The organism is Actinomadura sp. WMMA1423 (assembly GCF_006547145.1).
In the GTDB taxonomy this organism is placed as follows: Bacteria; Actinomycetota; Actinomycetes; order Streptosporangiales; family Streptosporangiaceae; genus Spirillospora.
Genome location: NZ_CP041244.1, coordinates 837,380 through 855,710, shown reverse-complemented (window position 1 = coordinate 855,710; position 18,331 = coordinate 837,380). Strand labels below are relative to the sequence as shown.

10 protein-coding genes are annotated in these 18,331 nt (G+C 70.7%); 8 read left to right on the top strand and 2 right to left on the bottom strand.

Features of this window, described 5'->3' with window-relative positions; translation table 11 throughout:
• The first annotated feature begins 32 nt into the window (after positions 1 to 32).
• The 5 genes from FKD65_RS04415 to FKD65_RS04395 are packed head-to-tail and all read left to right on the top strand — an operon-like array spanning position 33 to position 12,345.
• The gene (locus FKD65_RS04415) at positions 33 to 3,665 is read left to right on the top strand and encodes a phage resistance protein (protein ID WP_141576271.1); all 3,633 of its coding nucleotides are present in this window, start codon (positions 33 to 35) and stop codon (positions 3,663 to 3,665) included.
• Positions 3,662 to 6,301 carry a BREX-2 system phosphatase PglZ gene (pglZ, locus tag FKD65_RS04410; RefSeq protein WP_168220945.1) on the top strand — a complete coding sequence of 880 codons (2,640 nt, stop codon included), beginning with the start codon at positions 3,662 to 3,664 and terminating at the stop codon, positions 6,299 to 6,301. The genes FKD65_RS04415 and pglZ overlap by 4 nt, the downstream gene beginning before the upstream one ends.
• Positions 6,301 to 7,650, top strand: a complete 1,350-nt coding sequence (gene brxD / locus FKD65_RS04405; RefSeq protein ID WP_141576269.1) for a BREX system ATP-binding protein BrxD — start codon at positions 6,301 to 6,303, stop codon at positions 7,648 to 7,650. Before pglZ ends, brxD begins: the two co-directional genes overlap by 1 nt.
• A complete protein-coding gene (locus FKD65_RS04400; protein ID WP_141576268.1) occupies positions 7,650 to 9,737 on the top strand; it encodes a DEAD/DEAH box helicase in 2,088 nt (695 codons plus the stop codon). Before brxD ends, FKD65_RS04400 begins: the two co-directional genes overlap by 1 nt.
• A gap of 4 nt (positions 9,738 to 9,741) precedes the next feature.
• Positions 9,742 to 12,345, top strand: a complete 2,604-nt coding sequence (locus FKD65_RS04395) for a WD40 repeat domain-containing protein (protein ID WP_141576267.1) — start codon at positions 9,742 to 9,744, stop codon at positions 12,343 to 12,345.
• Positions 12,346 to 12,475: 130 nt separating this feature from the next.
• Here the strand turns inward: FKD65_RS04395 and FKD65_RS04390 are convergent, their stop codons facing one another.
• The gene (locus tag FKD65_RS04390) at positions 12,476 to 13,243 is read right to left on the bottom strand and encodes a hypothetical protein (RefSeq protein WP_141576266.1); all 768 of its coding nucleotides are present in this window, start codon (positions 13,241 to 13,243) and stop codon (positions 12,476 to 12,478) included.
• A gap of 574 nt (positions 13,244 to 13,817) precedes the next feature.
• On the opposite strand from FKD65_RS04390, the gene FKD65_RS04385 reads away from it, so the two are divergent.
• The gene (locus FKD65_RS04385; protein ID WP_141576265.1) at positions 13,818 to 14,411 is read left to right on the top strand and encodes a PadR family transcriptional regulator; all 594 of its coding nucleotides are present in this window, start codon (positions 13,818 to 13,820) and stop codon (positions 14,409 to 14,411) included.
• Complete coding sequence (locus FKD65_RS04380; RefSeq protein ID WP_141576264.1) at positions 14,398 to 15,015, top strand: GyrI-like domain-containing protein; 618 nt, start codon at positions 14,398 to 14,400, stop codon at positions 15,013 to 15,015. Before FKD65_RS04385 ends, FKD65_RS04380 begins: the two co-directional genes overlap by 14 nt.
• 37 nt (positions 15,016 to 15,052) lie before the next feature.
• On the opposite strand, the gene FKD65_RS04375 is transcribed toward FKD65_RS04380, so the two are convergent.
• Positions 15,053 to 16,714 carry a TROVE domain-containing protein gene (locus FKD65_RS04375; RefSeq protein ID WP_141576263.1) on the bottom strand — a complete coding sequence of 554 codons (1,662 nt, stop codon included), beginning with the start codon at positions 16,712 to 16,714 and terminating at the stop codon, positions 15,053 to 15,055.
• A 1,050-nt stretch (positions 16,715 to 17,764) separates the two neighbouring features.
• On the opposite strand from FKD65_RS04375, the gene FKD65_RS04370 reads away from it, so the two are divergent.
• Complete coding sequence (locus FKD65_RS04370; protein ID WP_205718546.1) at positions 17,765 to 18,310, top strand: alpha-ketoglutarate-dependent dioxygenase AlkB; 546 nt, start codon at positions 17,765 to 17,767, stop codon at positions 18,308 to 18,310.
• Positions 18,311 to 18,331: the final 21 nt, after the last annotated feature.

Here is an 18,331-nt window from a genome sequence, read left to right as displayed (position 1 = left end):
TGACCGGAACGTTTCGCGAGTTGAGAGAGCCGATGACGAAGCTGCTGCGCGACCTGATCGACATCCCGGCGCGGGTGCACGCCGGGGATCTGGTGCTGAAGCTGACCGCCGGGATCGCCGACCACGGGACTGTGACCGAGTACGTGGTCACGCCGCAGCTCGCCGGGTCGTTCGACCGGGCGCTCGGCATCGTGCAGTCGGCCGTGGAAACGGGCACGTCGCACGCCGCCTACATTGATGGGTCGTTCGGGTCCGGCAAGAGCCATTTCATGGCGATGCTCCATGCACTGATCCAGCAGGATCCGGACGCTCGCAGCAAGGAACTGCTGCGGCCCGTCGTCGACAAGCACGACGGATGGCTGCGGGGCCGCAAGATCCTGCTGGTGCCCTACCACCTGAGCGGGTCCACCACGCTGGCGTCGGCGGTGCTCGGCGACTATGTCAAGCATGTCGCCGAACTCCACCCGGAGGCGTCCCCCGCTCCGGTGTACCGGGACGACCTGCTGCTGGAGAACGCGCGGGCGCTGCGGGCGTCGATGGGGGACGAGGCGTTCCTCAATGGGCTACCGGCGACTGAGGACGACGAGTGGGGTGCCTCCGGCTGGACGGCCGAGACGCTCGACGCCGCGCTGAACGCGACGCACGGTGATCCCAAACGGCAGAACCTCGTCTCCGATCTGCTGGCCACGCACCTCGCCGCCTACCGGCAGGCCGTCAGCGGCGACGCCGACGCCTTCGTCCCCCTGGACGAGGGGCTCGCCATCATCAGCCGGCACGCCAAGGAGGTCCTCGGCTACGACGCCCTCATCCTCCTGCTGGACGAGCTGGTCCTGTGGCTGAATACCCACCTCGCCAAGCCCGCGTTCGTCGCCGAGCAGGCCAGCATGGTCGCCAAGCTCGTCGAGTCGGCCGACTGGCGGCGGCCCGCGCCGATCATCAGCTTCGTGCCGCGCCAGCGCGACCTGCGCGAACTCGTGGGCCGGGACGTGGCGGGCGCGCAGCAGACCTCGCTGTTCGACACCCTCAAGCACTGGGACGGCCGGTTCGACTTCATCCGGCTCGCCGACGCGAACCTGCCCGAGGTCGTCCGGCAGCGGTTGCTGCGGCCGAAGGACGAGCAGGCCCGTGCCGAGATCGAAGCCGGGTTCGAGCGGATCACCCGCACGCAGGCGCAGGTGTGGGAGGCGCTGCTCGACTCGCAGGGCGGCGGCACCGACCAGGCCGCGTTCCGGTCGGTGTACCCGTTCAGCCCGGCGTTCTTGCACACTATGGTCGACATCTCCAGCGCCCTCCAGCGGGAGCGAACGGCGCTGAAGCTGATGCTGCAGTTGCTGGTCGACCACCGCGACACCCTGCCCGCCGGGCAACTCGTGCCGCTCGGTGCGATCTTCGACGTGCTGCTGACCGGCGGCGTCGACCCGTTCAGCGACAAGCTGCGCTCGGAGTTCGACCAGGCGAAGAACTTCTACCTGCAGCGGCTGCGGCCCTGGCTGCTCGCCCGGCACCGGCTCGACGAGGACGCGGCCGCGAAGCTGCCGCCCGTGCACGCCTTCCGGGCCGACGACCTGGTCGTGAAGACGCTGATGCTGAAGGCGCTCGTGCCGAATGTTCCGGCTCTGAAAACCCTCAATCCGGGGCGCCTCGCGGCCCTCAACCACGGATCGATCCCGTCCATGCTGCCGGGACGCCAGGGCGAGGTCGTGCACAAGACGCTGCGTGATCTCGCCAGCGAGTTCGGCGAGATTCGGCTGCAGGGCGAGGGCAACCCCACCGTGGACGTCGCGCTCATCGGAGTCGACACTAAGAGCATTCTCGACGCGGTGCGCAACGTCGACGATGAGGCGGCCCGGCGGCGCCTGCTCAAGGAGATGCTCTGGGAGGAGTTGAAGGCGGGCGACAGCGACGCGTTCGTCAGTCGCCGCGCCATCACCTGGCGCGGAACGTCCCGTGTCGTGGAGTTGGTGTTCGCGAACGTCGCCGACCCGAAGACGTCCGCCGACGTGTTCGCGGCTGAGGAACCAGGCGCGCTGCGCGTCATCGTTGACTACCCGTTCGACGATGTTTTTGGCCCCGCCGAAGACCGCAACCGCGTAGAGGAACTGCGCGCCGATCCGCGCCGGGCGAACCTGTCCACGCTGTGCTGGCTGCCCTCCTTCCTGTCGAACGACCGCCTGTCTGACCTGGGCGAGTTGGTCGTCATCAAGTACATCCTCGAACGCGACCGGCTGCGCGAGCAGACTCCGCTCCTGACTGACGAGGACCGCTACCACGCCCGCACCCAGTTGGGGAGCCGCTGCAACGCGCTCGAAACCCGGCTCAAGGACGTCCTGAAGAAGGCATACGGGCTCGCCGCGCACGACGACGCCGACATCGGGCAGCAGATCGACCAGCACATCATGGGCATGGACGCCGCCGTCGACATTCGACCGCCCGCCGCACTCGGATTCGACGCGGCGCTGGAACACATCTGCGGCAAGCTCCTCGACCACCGCTACCCCAAGCACCCCAACTTCGCGCCGTCCGGCAAGCAGGCTCCCTACCGGCTCAAGGACCTCCAGGTTGCGCTCGCGGCCATCGAGCAGGCGATGGAGAACGACGTCCGGCGGCACGAACCGCCGCGCGTCGAAATCCCCGTCATCCGCCACATCGTCAATCCCCTGGACCTCGGCGCGATGGGGGAGGCCGCGCTCGTCCTGAACGACAATTGGCCGATGGCGCTGGACCGGCACGTGGCGGCGGCGGGTGCGGCTTCTGGGGACGTCACCGTGACGCAGGTCCGCGGTTGGATCCTGCAGGAGCAGCCTGGTCTGCCCCCCGATGTAACCAACCTGGTCGTCTGCGCGTACGCGCTGATGCGGGCGCGGGCGTGGGTGCGGGGTGGGCAGATCGTTCCGCAACCCGACCTGAAGAACATCCCAGGCGACTACGTACTCCGGCCACAGGAGCTTCCTTCGCCGGAGGAGTTCGAGGCCGCAGGGAAGCGCGCCCATGACGTCTTCCAGGCGACCCGCCCGCCGGTGCGCAGCCCGCGGTCGGTGCATGCGCTGGCCGACCAAGTGCGCCGTACCGCCAGTCTGCGACTCCCGCACACCACGGCGCTGGTCACCGAACTGGAGCGGCACGCGGATCTGCTCGGGCTGGCGGTCGGTGACAGGCTGCCGCTGGCCCGCACCGCGCACCGTCTCGTCGAGTCGCTTGTCGGCCAGGAGGACACGCCGCTGCTCCGCGCGCTCTCCGGGTTCGACCTTGGGACCGTCCAGCCGGTCGCGCTCGGTGTCACGCTGCGCGAGGCGCAGCCGGTCTCCGAGGCGCTCGCGGCTGCCGACTGGCAGTTGTTGAACCGGTTGTCGGACCTCGCCGCGGGTGGCGGCGACCGGGCCGAACCGGCACAGCTCATCATGGAGCGGCTGCGCGCCGTGGCCCGCCGCGACGAGCAGGCCGCTCGGCTGGCGCCCGCGCTCGCCGACGCCAAGCAGGCCACAGTCGCCCTCCTCATGGACGACCCGCCCCCGCCCCCACCTCCACCGCCGCCGCCCCCGGCCCGTGTCTCGGGGGAGGCCCAGGTCCTCGCTGAAGGGCTGGACCAGGTCGTCGAGCGCATCCGTCAGGACATGTCGAGACTCCCGGGCGCCGAGTTCGAGATCACCTGGCGGAGCCTCCAGTGACCGGCTCCGCGGTGGCCCCGGCGAGGCGGGCCGCGCCGGTCGCCACTCCAGGGATCGTGACCGCGGAGATCCGGCGGGCCAGGCGCCGCCATCCAGACGGCGGCACACTCTTCCTGCGCGCCGCCCCGCAGTGGCACGGTCCCGGCACCTTCGACGTTGACGGGGCGACCGTCCAGGTCGTGCCGTGCGGGACGCTGCTCGCCGTCCTCGACGCCGTGTCGGCCAAGCACACCGACTACCTGGTGGTGCTGTCGCCCTCCGAACGACGGGACCTCGGCGACTCCCTGCTCGCGCACGCGATCGGCCAGGACATCGTCGCCGTCAACCGCTGGGACCTGGTACGGCACGCCTTCGGCGCGAAAATGCTGGACCCGCGCCTCACCGGGCCCGACAACGGTTGGGTGTCGGACGCGCTGCTCGAGACGCAGCCGGACGGCGGGTGGCCGAAGGTCAAAGGCGCGCTGCTCGACTACGACACCGCCCTCGGCGCGGTCGCCTCGGCGCGGCTCGGCACCGGCGGCGCCACCGACGCCGCGAGCCTCCTGGAATGGGCCGAGGACATCGCCGCCGTGTCCCGCTTCACCGCGCTCGCCGAGGAGGAGCAGACCGGCATCGCCGACTGGCTCGCCCGCACGGCCGGCCCTGTCGCGGACGTGCTGTTCCGGCTCGTCCGCGCCGGGCACGCCACCGACGCCGTCGCCGTCGGTCTCGTCGCCGGAATCCTGTTCGCCCGCAAGGAACGACGGCAGGCGGTGCTGGCCGCGCGGGTGCGCGCCGAGCGGCTGTTCGGTGGGGCGCTGCCCGCCGAGCCCGCGCTGACCGTGTTCGCCGAGGCATGTGAATCGCTGCTGCTGCGCCGGATCGAAGCCGATCCGCTCCGGGCCGACGCCGTCCTGCTGCGGGCCCAGGATCTGCTCGACGACCTGCAGGCGGGCGACCTCGCCGGAGGGAGCCGTGTCCTGGAGGCCGGATACCGGCTGCGGTTGCGTGTGCTGACCGATGCCGTCGCGGCGGCGGTGCCCGACCCGCTGCCCGCCGATGTGGCGGAAATGGACCGGGCGCTCGCCGAGCTCACCGACCACCATCTGCACCGCGCCCATACCGAGGAAACCCAGGCGGCCGAGATGGCGGCGCGCCTCGTCCGGTGGTTGGCGCGGGACCCCGAACCGGCCGGGTCGCTCCGTGAGCACGTCGACCGGCACGTTCGCGACGGCTCCTGGGTGGACCGTGCGGTCACCGGCATCCGGGATGCCGGTGACGACGCCTTCGGCGGGCTGCTCGACGCCGTCCAAGCCCGCCGGGATGCGTCCGACCGGGAATTCGCCGAGCGGCTCGCCGCGTGGAGCAGCGTCTCCGGCAGCGCCGAGGAACTCGTCCTGGTGGAGAACCTGCTTGAGGCGATCGCCCGCCCCGTCGCGGAGCAAGCCGCCCCGCTGATCGTCGTTCTTGACGGGATGACCGCCGCGATCGCCGGTGCGGTCACCGCCGAGATCACCGGCGCCGGCCGGTGGACGGAGACGGGCCGGCGCGCGCAGGGACGCGAGGGCGCGCTCGCCACCGTCCCCTCCATCACCGCGTTCTCCCGCACGACGCTGCTCAGCGGGGAGCTGCGGGCTGGGCAGCAGGCTGACGAGGAGCGCGGATTTCGCGACTTCTGGGGCACCCGCACGACACGGCTGTTCCACAAGGCCGATGTGAGGGACGGCCTCAGCAGCGAGGTGAAGGCGGCCGTCGCCGACCGCGGGACCGTCGTCGGCGTCGTCCTCAACGCCGTAGACGACAGCCTTGACAAGGGCCGCGCCGACGGGCGCGCCGACTGGCACCCGAGCGGCATCGCCGGCCTTGACCGGCTGCTGGAGGCCGCCTGGCGCGCGGGCCGCCCTGTCGTCCTCACCTCCGACCACGGCCACGTCCTGGACCGCGGCGACGCCTTGATCACCGTGCGCGCGGAGGCGGCCCGGTACCGGACCGGGGAACCGGGCGATGGCGAGGTCACCATCACCGGCCATCGGGTGCTCGCGCCTGGCGGCGCGGTCGTAGTCCCGTGGAACAGCCGCATCCGCTACAACGCACGCAAAGGCGGCTACCACGGCGGCGTCTCCCTCGCAGAGATGGTCGTACCGATCGTGGTTCTCGTCCCGTCCGAACGGCTCGTGCCGGAAGGGTGGGAGACCTACAGCCCGGCCATGCACGAACCCGTGTGGTGGACTCCGTTCACCCCTCCCGAGCAAGCCGATACCCCGAAGCCCGCAAGGAAGCGCGCCGAGGAGCCGCTGTTCGACGTACCCACCTCGGGCCGCTTGGCTGAGGCGGACAAGGCGGACGGCATCGGCGCGCGGGTCGTCGCCTCCGAGTTGTTCGCCGCGCAGCGCGAGCAGCACACCCGCGCCCCCGTCGACGACTCCGGCCTCATTGCGCTGGTCGACGCGCTCGCCGGAGCCGGTGGGAAACTGCCGCTGCCGGTCGCGGCCCAGCGCGCCGGGCAGCTACCCGCACGCATGCACGGATACGTTTCGACGGTGGCGAAGTTCCTCAACGTCGACGGGTACCAGGTGCTCGCCGTCACCGACGGCGGCCGCACCGTCGCCCTCGACCTGCCGCTGCTGCGCGAACAGTTCCTCGGGGGTGGAGGCTGATGGCCGCGGTCAGCGCCGCCCGGCGCCGCGAGGTCGTGGACGCGCTGCGCCGCGGCACCGTCCCGCAGGCGGGCCTCGACCTGTTCGCGGTGGGCCTCGGGCGGTTCGAGACCGCCGTCGACGACGAACTCGCCACGGCCGTCTCCGGCGGCGCGGTGTTCAAGGCCATCCGCGGCGAGTACGGGTCCGGCAAGACGTTCTTCACCCGCTGGCTTGCCGAGCGCGCCAAGCGCCGCGGCATGGCCGCCGCCGAGATCCAGATCTCCGAGGCCGAGACCCCGCTGCACCGCCTGGAAACCGTCTACCGGCGGGTCATCGAACGGCTGACCACCGCCTCCTACCCGCCGAGCGCGCTGCGCGACGTCGTGGAGGCATGGTTCTTCACCCTGGAGGAAGAGGTCCTCGCGGCGGGCACCGTCCCGCTCGGAACTGACGGGCAGCCCGACCTGGCAGCGCTCGCCGCCGGCGTCGACGAGCTGATGGAGCGGCGGCTCGCGGACGTCGCCCGCACCACCCCGATGTTCGCGTCCGCGCTGCGCGGCTACCGGAAGGCGCGGCTGGCCGACGAACACGCCACCGCCGAGGCGCTGCTCGCCTGGGTGGGCGGCCAGCCGAACGTCGCGGCGTCCGCCAAGCACGCCGCGGGTATCAAGGGTCCCCTCGACCACTTCGGCGCACTCGGCTTCCTACAGGGGCTGCTGACCGTGTTGCGCGACTGCGGCCATCCGGGGTTGCTGGTCGTCCTTGACGAGATCGAGACGCTTCAGCGAGTGCGGTCTGACGTGCGGGAGAAGGCTCTCAACGCGCTGCGGCAGCTCATCGATGAGGTGGACGGCGGACGCTTCCCCGGCCTTTTCCTCGTCATCACAGGGACGCCGGCGTTCTTCGACGGGCAGCAGGGAGCCCAGCGACTCCCCCCGCTCGCGCAGCGGCTCGCCACCGACTTCTCCACCGACCCGCGCTTCGACTCACCGCGCGCGGTCCAGCTCCGCCTCAGCGGGTTCGACCTGCCCAAACTGGTGGAACTAGGCGGCACCGTCCGCGATCTATTCGCTTCCGGCGCCCGTCACCCCGACCGGGTCGCCGCCCTTGTCGATGACGCCTACATCTCCGAACTCGCCAAGGCGGTCACCGGCGGGCTGGGCGGCCAGGTGGGCGTTGCACCCCGTGTCTTCCTGCGCAAGCTCGTCGCCGACGTCCTCGACCGCGTCGACTACCTGGACGGCTTCGACCCGCGCCGCGACTACCAGCTCACCCTGGCCTCATCTGAGCTGAGCGAGGTCGAACGAAACGCCGCTGCCTCCACGCTCCGTGCCGGCAGCGCAGACGAGGTGGAGCTCGACCTGTGATGGACGGACTGCACCCGTCCCTCGCGCACCACATCGTCAACGTGCTGGGCTGGCCGTCCCTCCGCCCCCTTCAGGAGGCCGCGCTGGAACCCGTCCTCGAAGGGACGGACGCGCTGCTTCTCGCACCGACCGCGGGCGGCAAGACCGAAGCCGCGATCTTCCCGCTCCTGTCGGCGATGGCCGCGCAGAAGTGGACGGGCCTCTCCGTCCTCTACGTGTGCCCGCTCAAAGCCCTTCTCAACAACCTGCTGCCCCGGCTGGAGACCTATGCCGCCTGGCTCGGGCGGCGGGTCGCCCTGTGGCACGGCGACGTCTCTCAGCCGCGCCGCCAGCGCATCATCGCCGATCCGCCCGACATCCTGCTGACCACTCCCGAGTCGCTGGAATCGATGCTCGTCAGCACGAAGGTCGACCATGACCGCCTGTTCGAGGGCCTGCGCGCCGTCGTGGTGGACGAGGTGCACGCGTTCGCCGGCGACGACCGCGGGTGGCATCTCATCGCCGTTCTGGAACGGCTGACCCGAGTAGCGGGGCGGCCGCTCCAGCGCATCGGCCTCTCAGCCACCGTGGGTAACCCCGGCGATCTGCTCGGCTGGCTCCAGGGATCGGGAACGCACCGACCACGCCAGGTCGTCGCCCCCGAAGCGGGGCCAGCCCCCGAACCCCATGTCGAACTCGACCACGTCGGCTCCGTGGAGAACGCGGCCAAAGTGATCTCGGCGCTGAACCGGGGCGAGAAACGCCTCGTCTTCTGCGACTCCAGGCGGATCGTCGAGCAGCTCGGCGCCGCGCTGCGCGCCCTCGGTGTCACCACCTTCCTTTCCCACGCCTCCCTTTCTCTGGACGAACGCCGCCGCGCGGAAGAGGCGTTCGCGGAGGCACGCGACTGCGTCATTGTCGCCACGTCCACCCTCGAGCTGGGCATCGACGTCGGCGACCTCGACCGCGTCATACAGATCAACTCACCCCCCACCGTCGCCGCTTTTCTGCAGCGTCTCGGCCGCGCGGGTCGCCGTTTCGGCACCCGCCGCAACTGCCTCTTCCTCGCCCTGGAGCGTGAGGACGTCTTGCGAGCCGCCGCCCTCCTGCTGCAGTGGAGCCGCGGTTTTGTCGAGCCGATCGCCCCTCCGCCCGAACCGCGCCACATCGCCGCCCAGCAGCTTCTCGCCCTCTGCCTTCAGGAACACCAGGTGGGGGAGAGGCTGTGGCCCGAATGGTGGGGAGGGCTCGGCCCGTTCGGGGCCTCGGCCGCGCCCATCGCCCGCCACCTGGTGGAACAGGGGTACCTCGACTCCGATGGCGGCATGCTCTTCATCGGCCCCGAGGCGGAGAAGCGCTTCGGCCGCATCCACTTCCGCGACCTCACCGCAGTCTTCACCGCCGCGCCCGAGTTCACCGTCCTCAGCGGCCGCACCGAGGTCGGCCGCGCCGACCCTATGCTCCTCACCGAACGCGTCACCGGGCCTCGGCTCCTGCTCCTCGGCGGCTACAGTTGGCGCGTCACATGGATCGACTGGAAGCGCCGCCGATGCCACGTCGAGCCGGCCGACGGCGGTGGCAAGGCCGGCTGGATAGGCACCGGCACCGGCCTCGTGTCCTTCGAGCTGGCGCGTGCGGCGCGCGACGTCCTGCTCGGCGACGACCCGCCCGTCATGATGACCCGCCGTGCGACTGCCGCCCTCGCCGCCATCCGTGACGACCTGGACTTCTCTGTCCATCCCGGCGGGACATTGATCAGCCGCAGCCCGTCCGGGGATCTGCGCTGGTGGACGTGGGCGGGCGACCGTACGAACGCCACCCTGCAGGCGACCCTGGGCGACCTCGCGGACCAATCCCAGCGCATCGACCCCGGCCATATCCGGCTTCGTGGTGACCTGCGTCCCGACGGATGGCGCTCCGCCGTCGCCGCGCTGGCGGACCACCTCGTCCTGCCCGAGGTGGACGGCCGCGCCGTGCACGGGCTCAAGTTCTCCGCGGCCTTGCCACGCCATATGGCGGAGGCCACGCTCGCCGTCCGCCTCGCCGACCTCGAGCACGCCGCGCAGGTCCTCGGTGAGCCGCATCGCTTCCTCATGCCGTCGCGTTGAGTGGGTGGGCCGGACCGAGGAGGCCGAGGAGCTGTGGCGGCGGGCGGTCGGCACCGACCCGTACCACCTGCCGTCGGTCTACAACTTCGGCCTGCACCGATGGCGGGCGGGCCAGGAGACCGGCGAGGAGGTCGTCTCCAACATCGAGGCCGCGTTGGCCGCGTCCGGAGCCGGCCAGGCGGGACATGGCGCTTTTCTGCTGGGTGCGGTGCAACTGGAGCGGCACGATCACGAGCGGGCCGGCGAACTGCTGCGGGAAGCGGTCGCCGCCGATCCCGCCTCCCCGGACGCCGCCGAGGCGCTGGCCGAATGGGAGCGCCGTCCGCCGCGGGTCCACGCCGACCTCGACGGCCGGAACCGGAAAAGCCCCCGCCTTGAGGACGACGTCTCCGCGGTGGCGGTCAGCGCGGACGGCGGCCTCCTCCTGTCCGGCGATCGGACGGGCAGGCTGCTGCTGTGGGAGACCGGTTCCGGCCGGCGACCGCGCACACTGGCGAAGCGCGGGCGGCCGGTCGCCGCCCTGGCGATGGACGCGGGCGGCGCGCTCGGGGCCGCTCTCCTGGAGGACGGCACCGTCGAACTGTGGGATCTCAAGCGAGGCCGGCGGCAGTGGAGTCGGCCTGCGGTGAACGACGCTCAGATCGTGGCCGTGAGCGGCGACGGCCGCTACGTGGCGACAGGGTCCGCGCAGGGCACGATCCAAGTGTGGGAGAGCGGTGAGGCGCACTGCGTCGCCGCTTTGCGCGGACATGCGGGACCCGTCACATCTCTGGCGCTGAGCCAGGACGGCCGCAGGGCCCTGTCCGGCTCGTTCGGCGGGGACCACGACTGCACGGTCCGCTCGTGGGATGTGGCAGGCGGACAGTGCGTCGGCACGCTGGCCGGACCCGTCAGAGGGACGTTGCACGGCAGACCGGTCCACACCAGCGCGATGGACGTCGGCGGAGTGTCGGCCGACGCGCGATACGCCCTGGTCGCCTGGTGGGAGGGGCCCCTCACCTTGTGGGACGCGCGGCGGTGCGCCGTGGTCAGCGAGGTGCCGCACGCATGGCGGCATGTGGAGGACGTCGCGCTCGCCGCGGCCGGGCCGACCGCGGTGACCTCGGCTGACGGCGGCAGCCAGGTGCAGGTGTGGGAGGCCTCGACCGGCCGCTGCGTGCGCACGCTCGACCGGGAACTGCCGTCCGACGCCGGCTGGGCATGCTCCCTCGACGTCAGCGCGGACGGCCGGGCGGCGGTGGTCGGACTGCCCTGGGGGCGCGTCGCGGTGCGGTCGCTTCCCACCGGCGGCTACCAGGCCCCCTGGTACTACGCGCGGCCGCGGTCGGCCCGCGAACTCACCCGCGCGGACGACGTGTTCCGCGATCTGATGGACCGCGCCGACGAGCTCGCGAGCCGGGGCCGGTACCCGGCCGCGGCGGAGGCGCTGAGGTCCGCCCAGCGGATGCCCGGCTTCGGCCTTCACCCGGACCTGCGGGCGGCGTGGGCGCGGGTGGGCGAGCACGGCCGCAGGTCCACCCTGCTCAGCGCGTCGCCGCTGTACTCCTACGACGCGCACAGCGAGTTCACGCAGCCCCCGACGTTGGCCCTGCGCGAGGACGGTCTCATCGCGGCGACCGGCCGGTGGACCGGTGAGGTGGACGTCTGGGACGTCGCCGCGGGGGAGCGGCTGCACACCTTCGACCGCGGCGAGGGCGGCAACGCCAGGGACATCCGGTTCGCCGTTGACGGGATGCTGCTGCTGGTCCTGACGTCCTCGGGAACGATCCGCCAGCTGAGCCTCGAAACCGGTGTCAAGCGCCTGTTCACCGACGAGTTCGGCGCCATCAGCGCGTTCGCGGTGAACCCGGTGGGCGACCGGATCCTGATCGGCGACCAGACCGGGGGCCTCCGTCTCCGCGACCTGCCCGCGGGCCGCGTCCTGCGCGAGTGGCGGGCGCACGGCGGCGGCGTCCACGCGGCGGCGCTCAGCCCGGACGGCCGGTACGGGGCCACGCTCGGAGCCACGCACCCGGAGGCGAACCGCTTCGGCGGCCCGTCCGACCAGAACGAGATCCATCTGTGGCCGCTGGGGGAGGACCTCCCCGCGTGGACGCTGCGGTCGCGTCCGCACGGCGAACGCCTGGACTTCAGCGCGGACGGCCGAACCCTGTTCGTTTCGCACGGCCTGTTCGTCGGCGCCTGGGACGTGGACACCGGCGAACTCCGGTACTCCTTCCTCAGCCAGGGGGCGAGCGGCGGGCTGGACACCCCCGTCGCCTTCAGCGCCGACGGCAGGCTCGGCGCGTCACCCGACCGGGACGCGCTGCACGTGTGGCGGACCGACACAGGCGAAATCGTCACCACCTTGGCGATCCCGAACTATCTCAGCGTGTTCGCCCTCAGCGCCGACGGGACGTTCGCGGTCACCGGCGAGGACCGGCAGGTCCGGGTGTGGGAGATCGGCTCCGGACGCTGCCTGCGCACGCTGGAAGGCCATGGCGCGCCCCTCTACAGTGCGGCGCTGAGCCGGGACGGCACCCTGCTGGCCACCACCGACCTCGGATCGGGCATGTGGGTGTGGGAGATGGCGTGGGACTTCGACTTCCCGCCCGCCACCGATGACTGAACGGCGCCTCGACCCGTGACCGCCTCAACTTCCCCGATGCCCCCGGAACGCCTGTGACGACGGCGAGTTGGACCGCAGAGGACCTGGTCGCTCTCTCGTCATCCACGTGGACGACGAGAGAGAACCGCGATCAGGACGTCGGCAGCGGCGCCTTCGTGAGGACTCCGTTCAATTCGAAGTCGTAGACCAGGTTGTTGAAGCGGAGCGAGTCGACCGCGCCGTAGAACGGGGTGTCCCTCCCCTTGCTGATTCCCAGACTCAAGGTGATCTCGGCGTTCGGGAGCTTGGTCTTGAGATCAGCGAACGAGCACGGGCTCACCGGAGTGCAGCCGATCGTGGTGCCCGTGCTCCCCGTGGCGAACCAGGCGCTCCCCGACGTGGTGGCGTCGTAGCGCTGCCAGACGTACCTGACCGGGGTCGGGGCCGACGGGCTGGTGGAGGCCGTCGGCACGTAGTTCAGGCTCGAGTAGGTCACGGCCGGATTCAGTTTGGGGTCGATCTCTATGGTGATACCGGGGAAGGCGATGCCGGTCAGGTCGTCCATCCCGGCGTTTATCCAGTACCTCAGTATGTTGATGTCGGCGAGCCGTATTCCGGCGAAGTCCGATTCGTTCCCGAATTCGATCTTATCTGTGCCGCTGCCCACGATGATTCCCAGGCTTCCCAGGCCGTAGGGCGGTGGTTGCTGAGCCGAAGGACTGCTGGTCGGACGCCCGTACGGTCCGTAGCGCAGAGTGGCGCTCGGGGAGCCGGTCGTGTTCCGGTAGACCACCCCCCATTTATACGGAGTTGTGGGGTTGGGAACCCGGGCGCTGGCCGCCGCGGGTGCGCTCACCGCGGAGATAGCGGTGAGGGTGGTGCCGAGCAGGGTGATCAACGGTCGTCTGGCAGTTCGCATGCTTCTCCCCTTGTCGGATTTGGAGATGTGTTCCGCGTTCGGGTGATTCGGGAAAGCGGCGCCACGCGATGCCGGATCGGTCCTCGGGCTCCGACTGGCGCGAATACGAGGCGATCCTTCCCTTGCGCGAATTGGATCACGCCCCATGGAGAGAGATTTTGGGGTCTATTTGCATTCCGGCGTGGCGTAAAGCGAAGAAGGGCTTGCAATTGGTGCATCATGCCATCGGAGGCGGCGTTCGCGCTGGCATGGGCGGAGAAAAGCATCGCTGAGAAATTCATATCCCGGGGCCGGGTCGAACGCGGTGACCAGCCTGTGGTGACTTGGTCCACAAGTGGAAAAAAAGACGTTGGTCGATCTTGCGCGACATGAACGTTCGTCGGCCCGGCTCTCGGACCGGTTCGCCCCTGCGCCGGCATCACCGGGGCCGGATGCCCTGCCCCCCGCGGCTCCCCTAAGTCGATGAGTTGCTCCATCTCAGGGGACCGGCGCTGACCGGACAAGGCCCGCCTGGCCGGAGGGCAGGAGAGCGATGGAGTCATCGTCGGGCTTATTCTAGTACTAGAGTATACGGGTGCCTGCCGACGACCTGACGCCCGCTGAGCTGACCCTGCTGGGCCTGCTCGTGGAGAAGCCGAGACACGGCTACGAACTGGACGAGGTCATCACCGCGCGCGGGATGCGCGAGTGGACCGAGATCGGCTTCAGCTCGATCTACTACCTGCTGAGCCGGCTGCGCGACCGCGGGCTGATCAGCGACGTCGAGGCGCCGCGGGCCGTCCGGGGGAAGGGCCGCCGGGTGTACGGGCCGACGGACGAGGGCCGCCGGGCGTGCGCGCGGGCGGCCGAAGCCGCGGTGGCCGAACCCCGTCCGGTGTTCCCGCCCCTCCTGGTCGGTCTGGCCAACCAGCCGGTCATCCCGCCCGACCGCCTGCGGGCCGCGCTCGACCGGCGGGCCGCGGCCCTCGCGGAGCGGACGGCCGCCGTCCGAGCGGCCCGCGACGCGCAACCCGAGGCGCCCGGCTTCGTCCGCGCGATCTTCGACTACTCGCTGGGCCAACTGGCCGCCGAGCAGCAGTGGCTGGCCGGCTACCGGGCGGCCGAAGGCGACGACCGACCTCCCACCGAACCCCGCACCAGGAAGGCCGACGGCCATGGACCGCTATGACATCAAACGAGAACTCAAGCAGTGCTACGCGCCGAAGAACGCCGACTGGGCGCTGGTCGAGGTGCCCGCGCAGCGCTTCATCGCCGTGGAGGGAAGCGGGGACCCCAACACCAGCGAGGACTACGCCCGCGCCGTCGAGGCGCTCTACACGGTCGCCTACACGCTCAAGTTCGCGAGCAAGGCCGCCGGGCGGGACTTCGTCGTCGGGCCGCTCGAAGGGCTGTGGTGGGCCGACGACCCGGAGGTGTTCATCACCCGCGAGAAGGACGCCTGGCACTGGCGCATGCTCATCAGCCGGCCCGACTGGATCAGCGACGACCTCGTCGACGAGGCCAAGCGGACCGCGCTGGCGAAGAAGGGCCTCCCCGCGATCGCCGAGATCCGCGCCGAGACCCTGAAGGAGGGCACCTGCGCCCAGCTCCTGCACGTCGGCCCCTACGACGATGAAGGGCCCGCACTGGCCAGGCTCCACCACGAGTACCTCGCCGCCAACGACCTGCGCATGGCCGGGCACCATCACGAGGTCTACCTCGGGGACCACCGCCGGACCGAGCCCGCCAGGTTCAAGACCGTCCTCCGGCAGCCGGTCCAGGCGGCGAAATAATGCGATTCCGGGGCAGATGGTCATCTGCCCCGGAATCTCAGCGGATGTAGCCGTTCACGACCATCGGCAGCGACGCGTCCAGGCCCGCCATGTTCAGCACGCCCTCGTCGCGGGGGTCGCCGACGGTGTGCCCGTTCGCGGCCATCGCCGCGAGCACGACCCGCACGCCGCCGTTCACACCCTGGCGGTACGCGGTGAGCGCCTGCGACGCGTGCTGCCGCCCGGCCCACGTCTCGTTGTCGGTGAACAGCACCATCCCGTCCACCTCGAGACGCTGCTGCTGCGCCCACTGGAAGGGCAGCGCCAGGTCCGTCCCGCCGCCCGAGGGGCGCCACTGGGAGATCTCCCGCAGGTTCGTGCGCGCCGTCACCCGGGACGCGTGGACGCTGGTGTCGACGTCGATGACGTGGCAGTCGCCGCCCTCGATCCGGTTCAGGATGACCGCCATCGCGTTCGCGACCTCGTAGCAGGTCCCGAGCGGCGCACCGCCCGAGGTGATGCGGTGGAAGCCCATGGACCCCGAGGAGTCCACCGCCACCAGCAGGCGCCGGCCGGACGGCTCCGTGTGCCCGAACGACAGCTCGTACGCCTCTTCCAGCGCGTCGACGACCGCCGGGACCGGCGACCAGTGCTGCGCGTCGGCGCGCGGGTGCGGCTTCGCCTGACCCGCCCCGTACACGCGCAGCGCGAGGAACAGGTCCATCGGGTGGATCCGGGCCTTCGCGAGCGCGTCGGCGTTCGTGAGCCGCGCCGCGGCACGCCGGGTCGCGTCGCCCATCGGGGTGAGCGTCCCGATCCGCGTCATCCGGGACAGGTTCCGGATCAGCGCGGTCATCCCGATCGTGTCGACGAGCTCGTCCCACACGCCGGGCTCGGTGAGAACCGCGTCCGGGAGGAACTCCCACGGCACGCCCCGCTCCCGCACGACGCCGATCGCCTCGACCGGACCGGTGACGGCCTGCGCGGTGAGGAACGCGTCGACCGCGGGCACCTGCGCGCGGACGTCATCGTCGGAGACGTTCCCGGCGATCCACCCGAACAGGGCACGCCGCGCCGGCGAGTCGGCCTTGGGGTGCGCGATGCGCAGCGCGTCCCGAAGCGCGAACGCCTCACCGGCCGGGGTCTTGCGCTGCCGCGCCTTGCACACGCGCCACGCGACCTGGTCGACGTCGCCGTTGAGGAACCACGACGCGATCGCGGACCGCATCGCGCGCCCGATCACCGGCGCGGTCCCGCCGCCGGTGGCCTTGCCGCCGAGGTTCTTCCAGTAGCCGAAGAACGACGCGAGATGGTCCGTGGTCCGCGCGACCCGCGCCAGCGACGCCTTCACGGCCTGCCGGGTGCCGGCGTCGCCCCGCGCCGCCGCCGCGGCCAGGACGAACAGCGCGGGACGGTTCTTCGGAGCACGCGGCGGGCGCGCCGTGGAGATCTCCGTCGCGAGGTCGACGGCCCGGACACCGTCGGCCGCGATCGCGTCGAACACGACCTGCGCGTTGTCCGCGGTGAGCCTGTCCTCACCGACGTAGTAGGTACCGCCGGTGGTGCCGAGGATGATGAAGTCCTCCAGCCGGGTCCACAGGTCCTTGGCGAACACGTGACCGCCGGCGTTGTTGCGGACCTGCTCGGCCTCGCGACCGGGAATCGGCCGGCTCTGCGGCGTCTGGAAAGCGGAAACAGATGCGAGAGGGTCACGAGCCATCTTGGACCTCCAAGGATCTTCGACCCGCCGCTGGGGCGGATGTGGGGGGAGGAGCCGACCTTAGGGAAGGGCGGATGTGGTGGTGTCCGCCGGGTTTTTAGCCCGATGCGCTGCCTGGCTGCGCTACCACCCGACTTCGTCGGATGGGCAGGATTCGAACCTGCGACCTTTGGGTCCCGATAACCGACGGGCTTCGACCCGCCCTTCCCTTTACGGCCGGCTCGACCGTAGGGCCGGGCACTCGCACGGATGTGGAAACGACCACCGGATTGCATCTGGGAGAGAGATAACCGATGCTCTTCGACCCGTGCGGGCACCGGGCCCGACGCGCTGTTCAGAAGGTAACCTGCTCCCGGATCCGCTCGCATCCGAATATTTGGAAGACTGCTTGCATGCGACCGGAAAAAAACCGTCCGGCCAGCGAACAAGAAGGCGCGGGGAGACGCTTGCAAGCTGTTGTGGAAGCTCTCCAGGGAACACGGCACTGGTATCGGCCTGCATGAGCGGCGCGGCGTTTCTCGTTCACATGGAACACCCGTGCCGCCGTCGCCTGCTGGTCTCGGCCGCCATGGCCGGGGCCCTGGCCACGCCAGCGTGCTCGCGGCCCGCCGACGAAGCCGAACCGCCGGCCAACGTCACGTTCACCGGCCTCGACGACGCCGATCTCCGTACCCGCGTCGGCCGCTGGTGCAGGTCTGCCTCACCTACGGCAACCCGCAGCGTCAACTCATGCTGGACTTCAACGACCACGGGAAGAACGGGCTCTCGGGACTTCGAGCCGCCCTGCCCTGCACGTCAAATCCGATCCGGTGGCAGCGGTGCTCGCACGGATGTGGAAACGGCCACCGGGTTGCGTCTTCCCAAGGAGATGTCGGAAAGAGATGACCGATGGTCTTCGACCCGCGCGGGCACCGGGTCAACGTGCCGATCAGAAGGTAACCCGGCCCGAAGCCGTTCGCATCCGAATATCGATGGGACCGTTCGCGCGCGGCTGGTGACGACCCGGCGGGCTCTGGACCGGACAGACCATGATCGATTAGGTTCTCCGTCGTGGTTCCGGGACTTCTCTGCGTCCATCGCTGGCTGGACGAGGACGACCAGCGGCGACTGGCGGCGAGCATAGACTCCGCTCCCTGGTCGGCGCAGCTGCGGCGTCGTGTCCAGCACTACGGGCACCGCTATGACTACGGCAGCCGTGGCGTGGGCGGCGCTCCGGCACCGCCGCTACCCGGCTGGGCGGTGACGCTGGCCCGACGGCTGCGCGAGGAAGGTCACTTCGACGGTCCGCCCGACCAGGTGATCGTGAACGAGTACCTGCCCGGCCAGGGCATCAGCGCCCACGTCGACAACGTCCGCGGCTTCGGACCGGTAGTCGCATCGGTCAGCCTGCTGTCGGCGTGCGTCATGGACTTCACTCGCCCGGAGGACAAGACGCGAGTGCCGGTGCCTCTTGCCCCCGGAAGCCTGTGCGTCATGACCGGCCCGGCGCGATTCACCTGGCGGCACGCCATCCCACCGCGCAAGACCGACCCTGGCCCAGACGGACGCGTCCCACGCGGCCGACGAGTGTCGGTGACGTTCCGGACCGTTCTTTAGGAAGCGGCTGCCTTGACGACG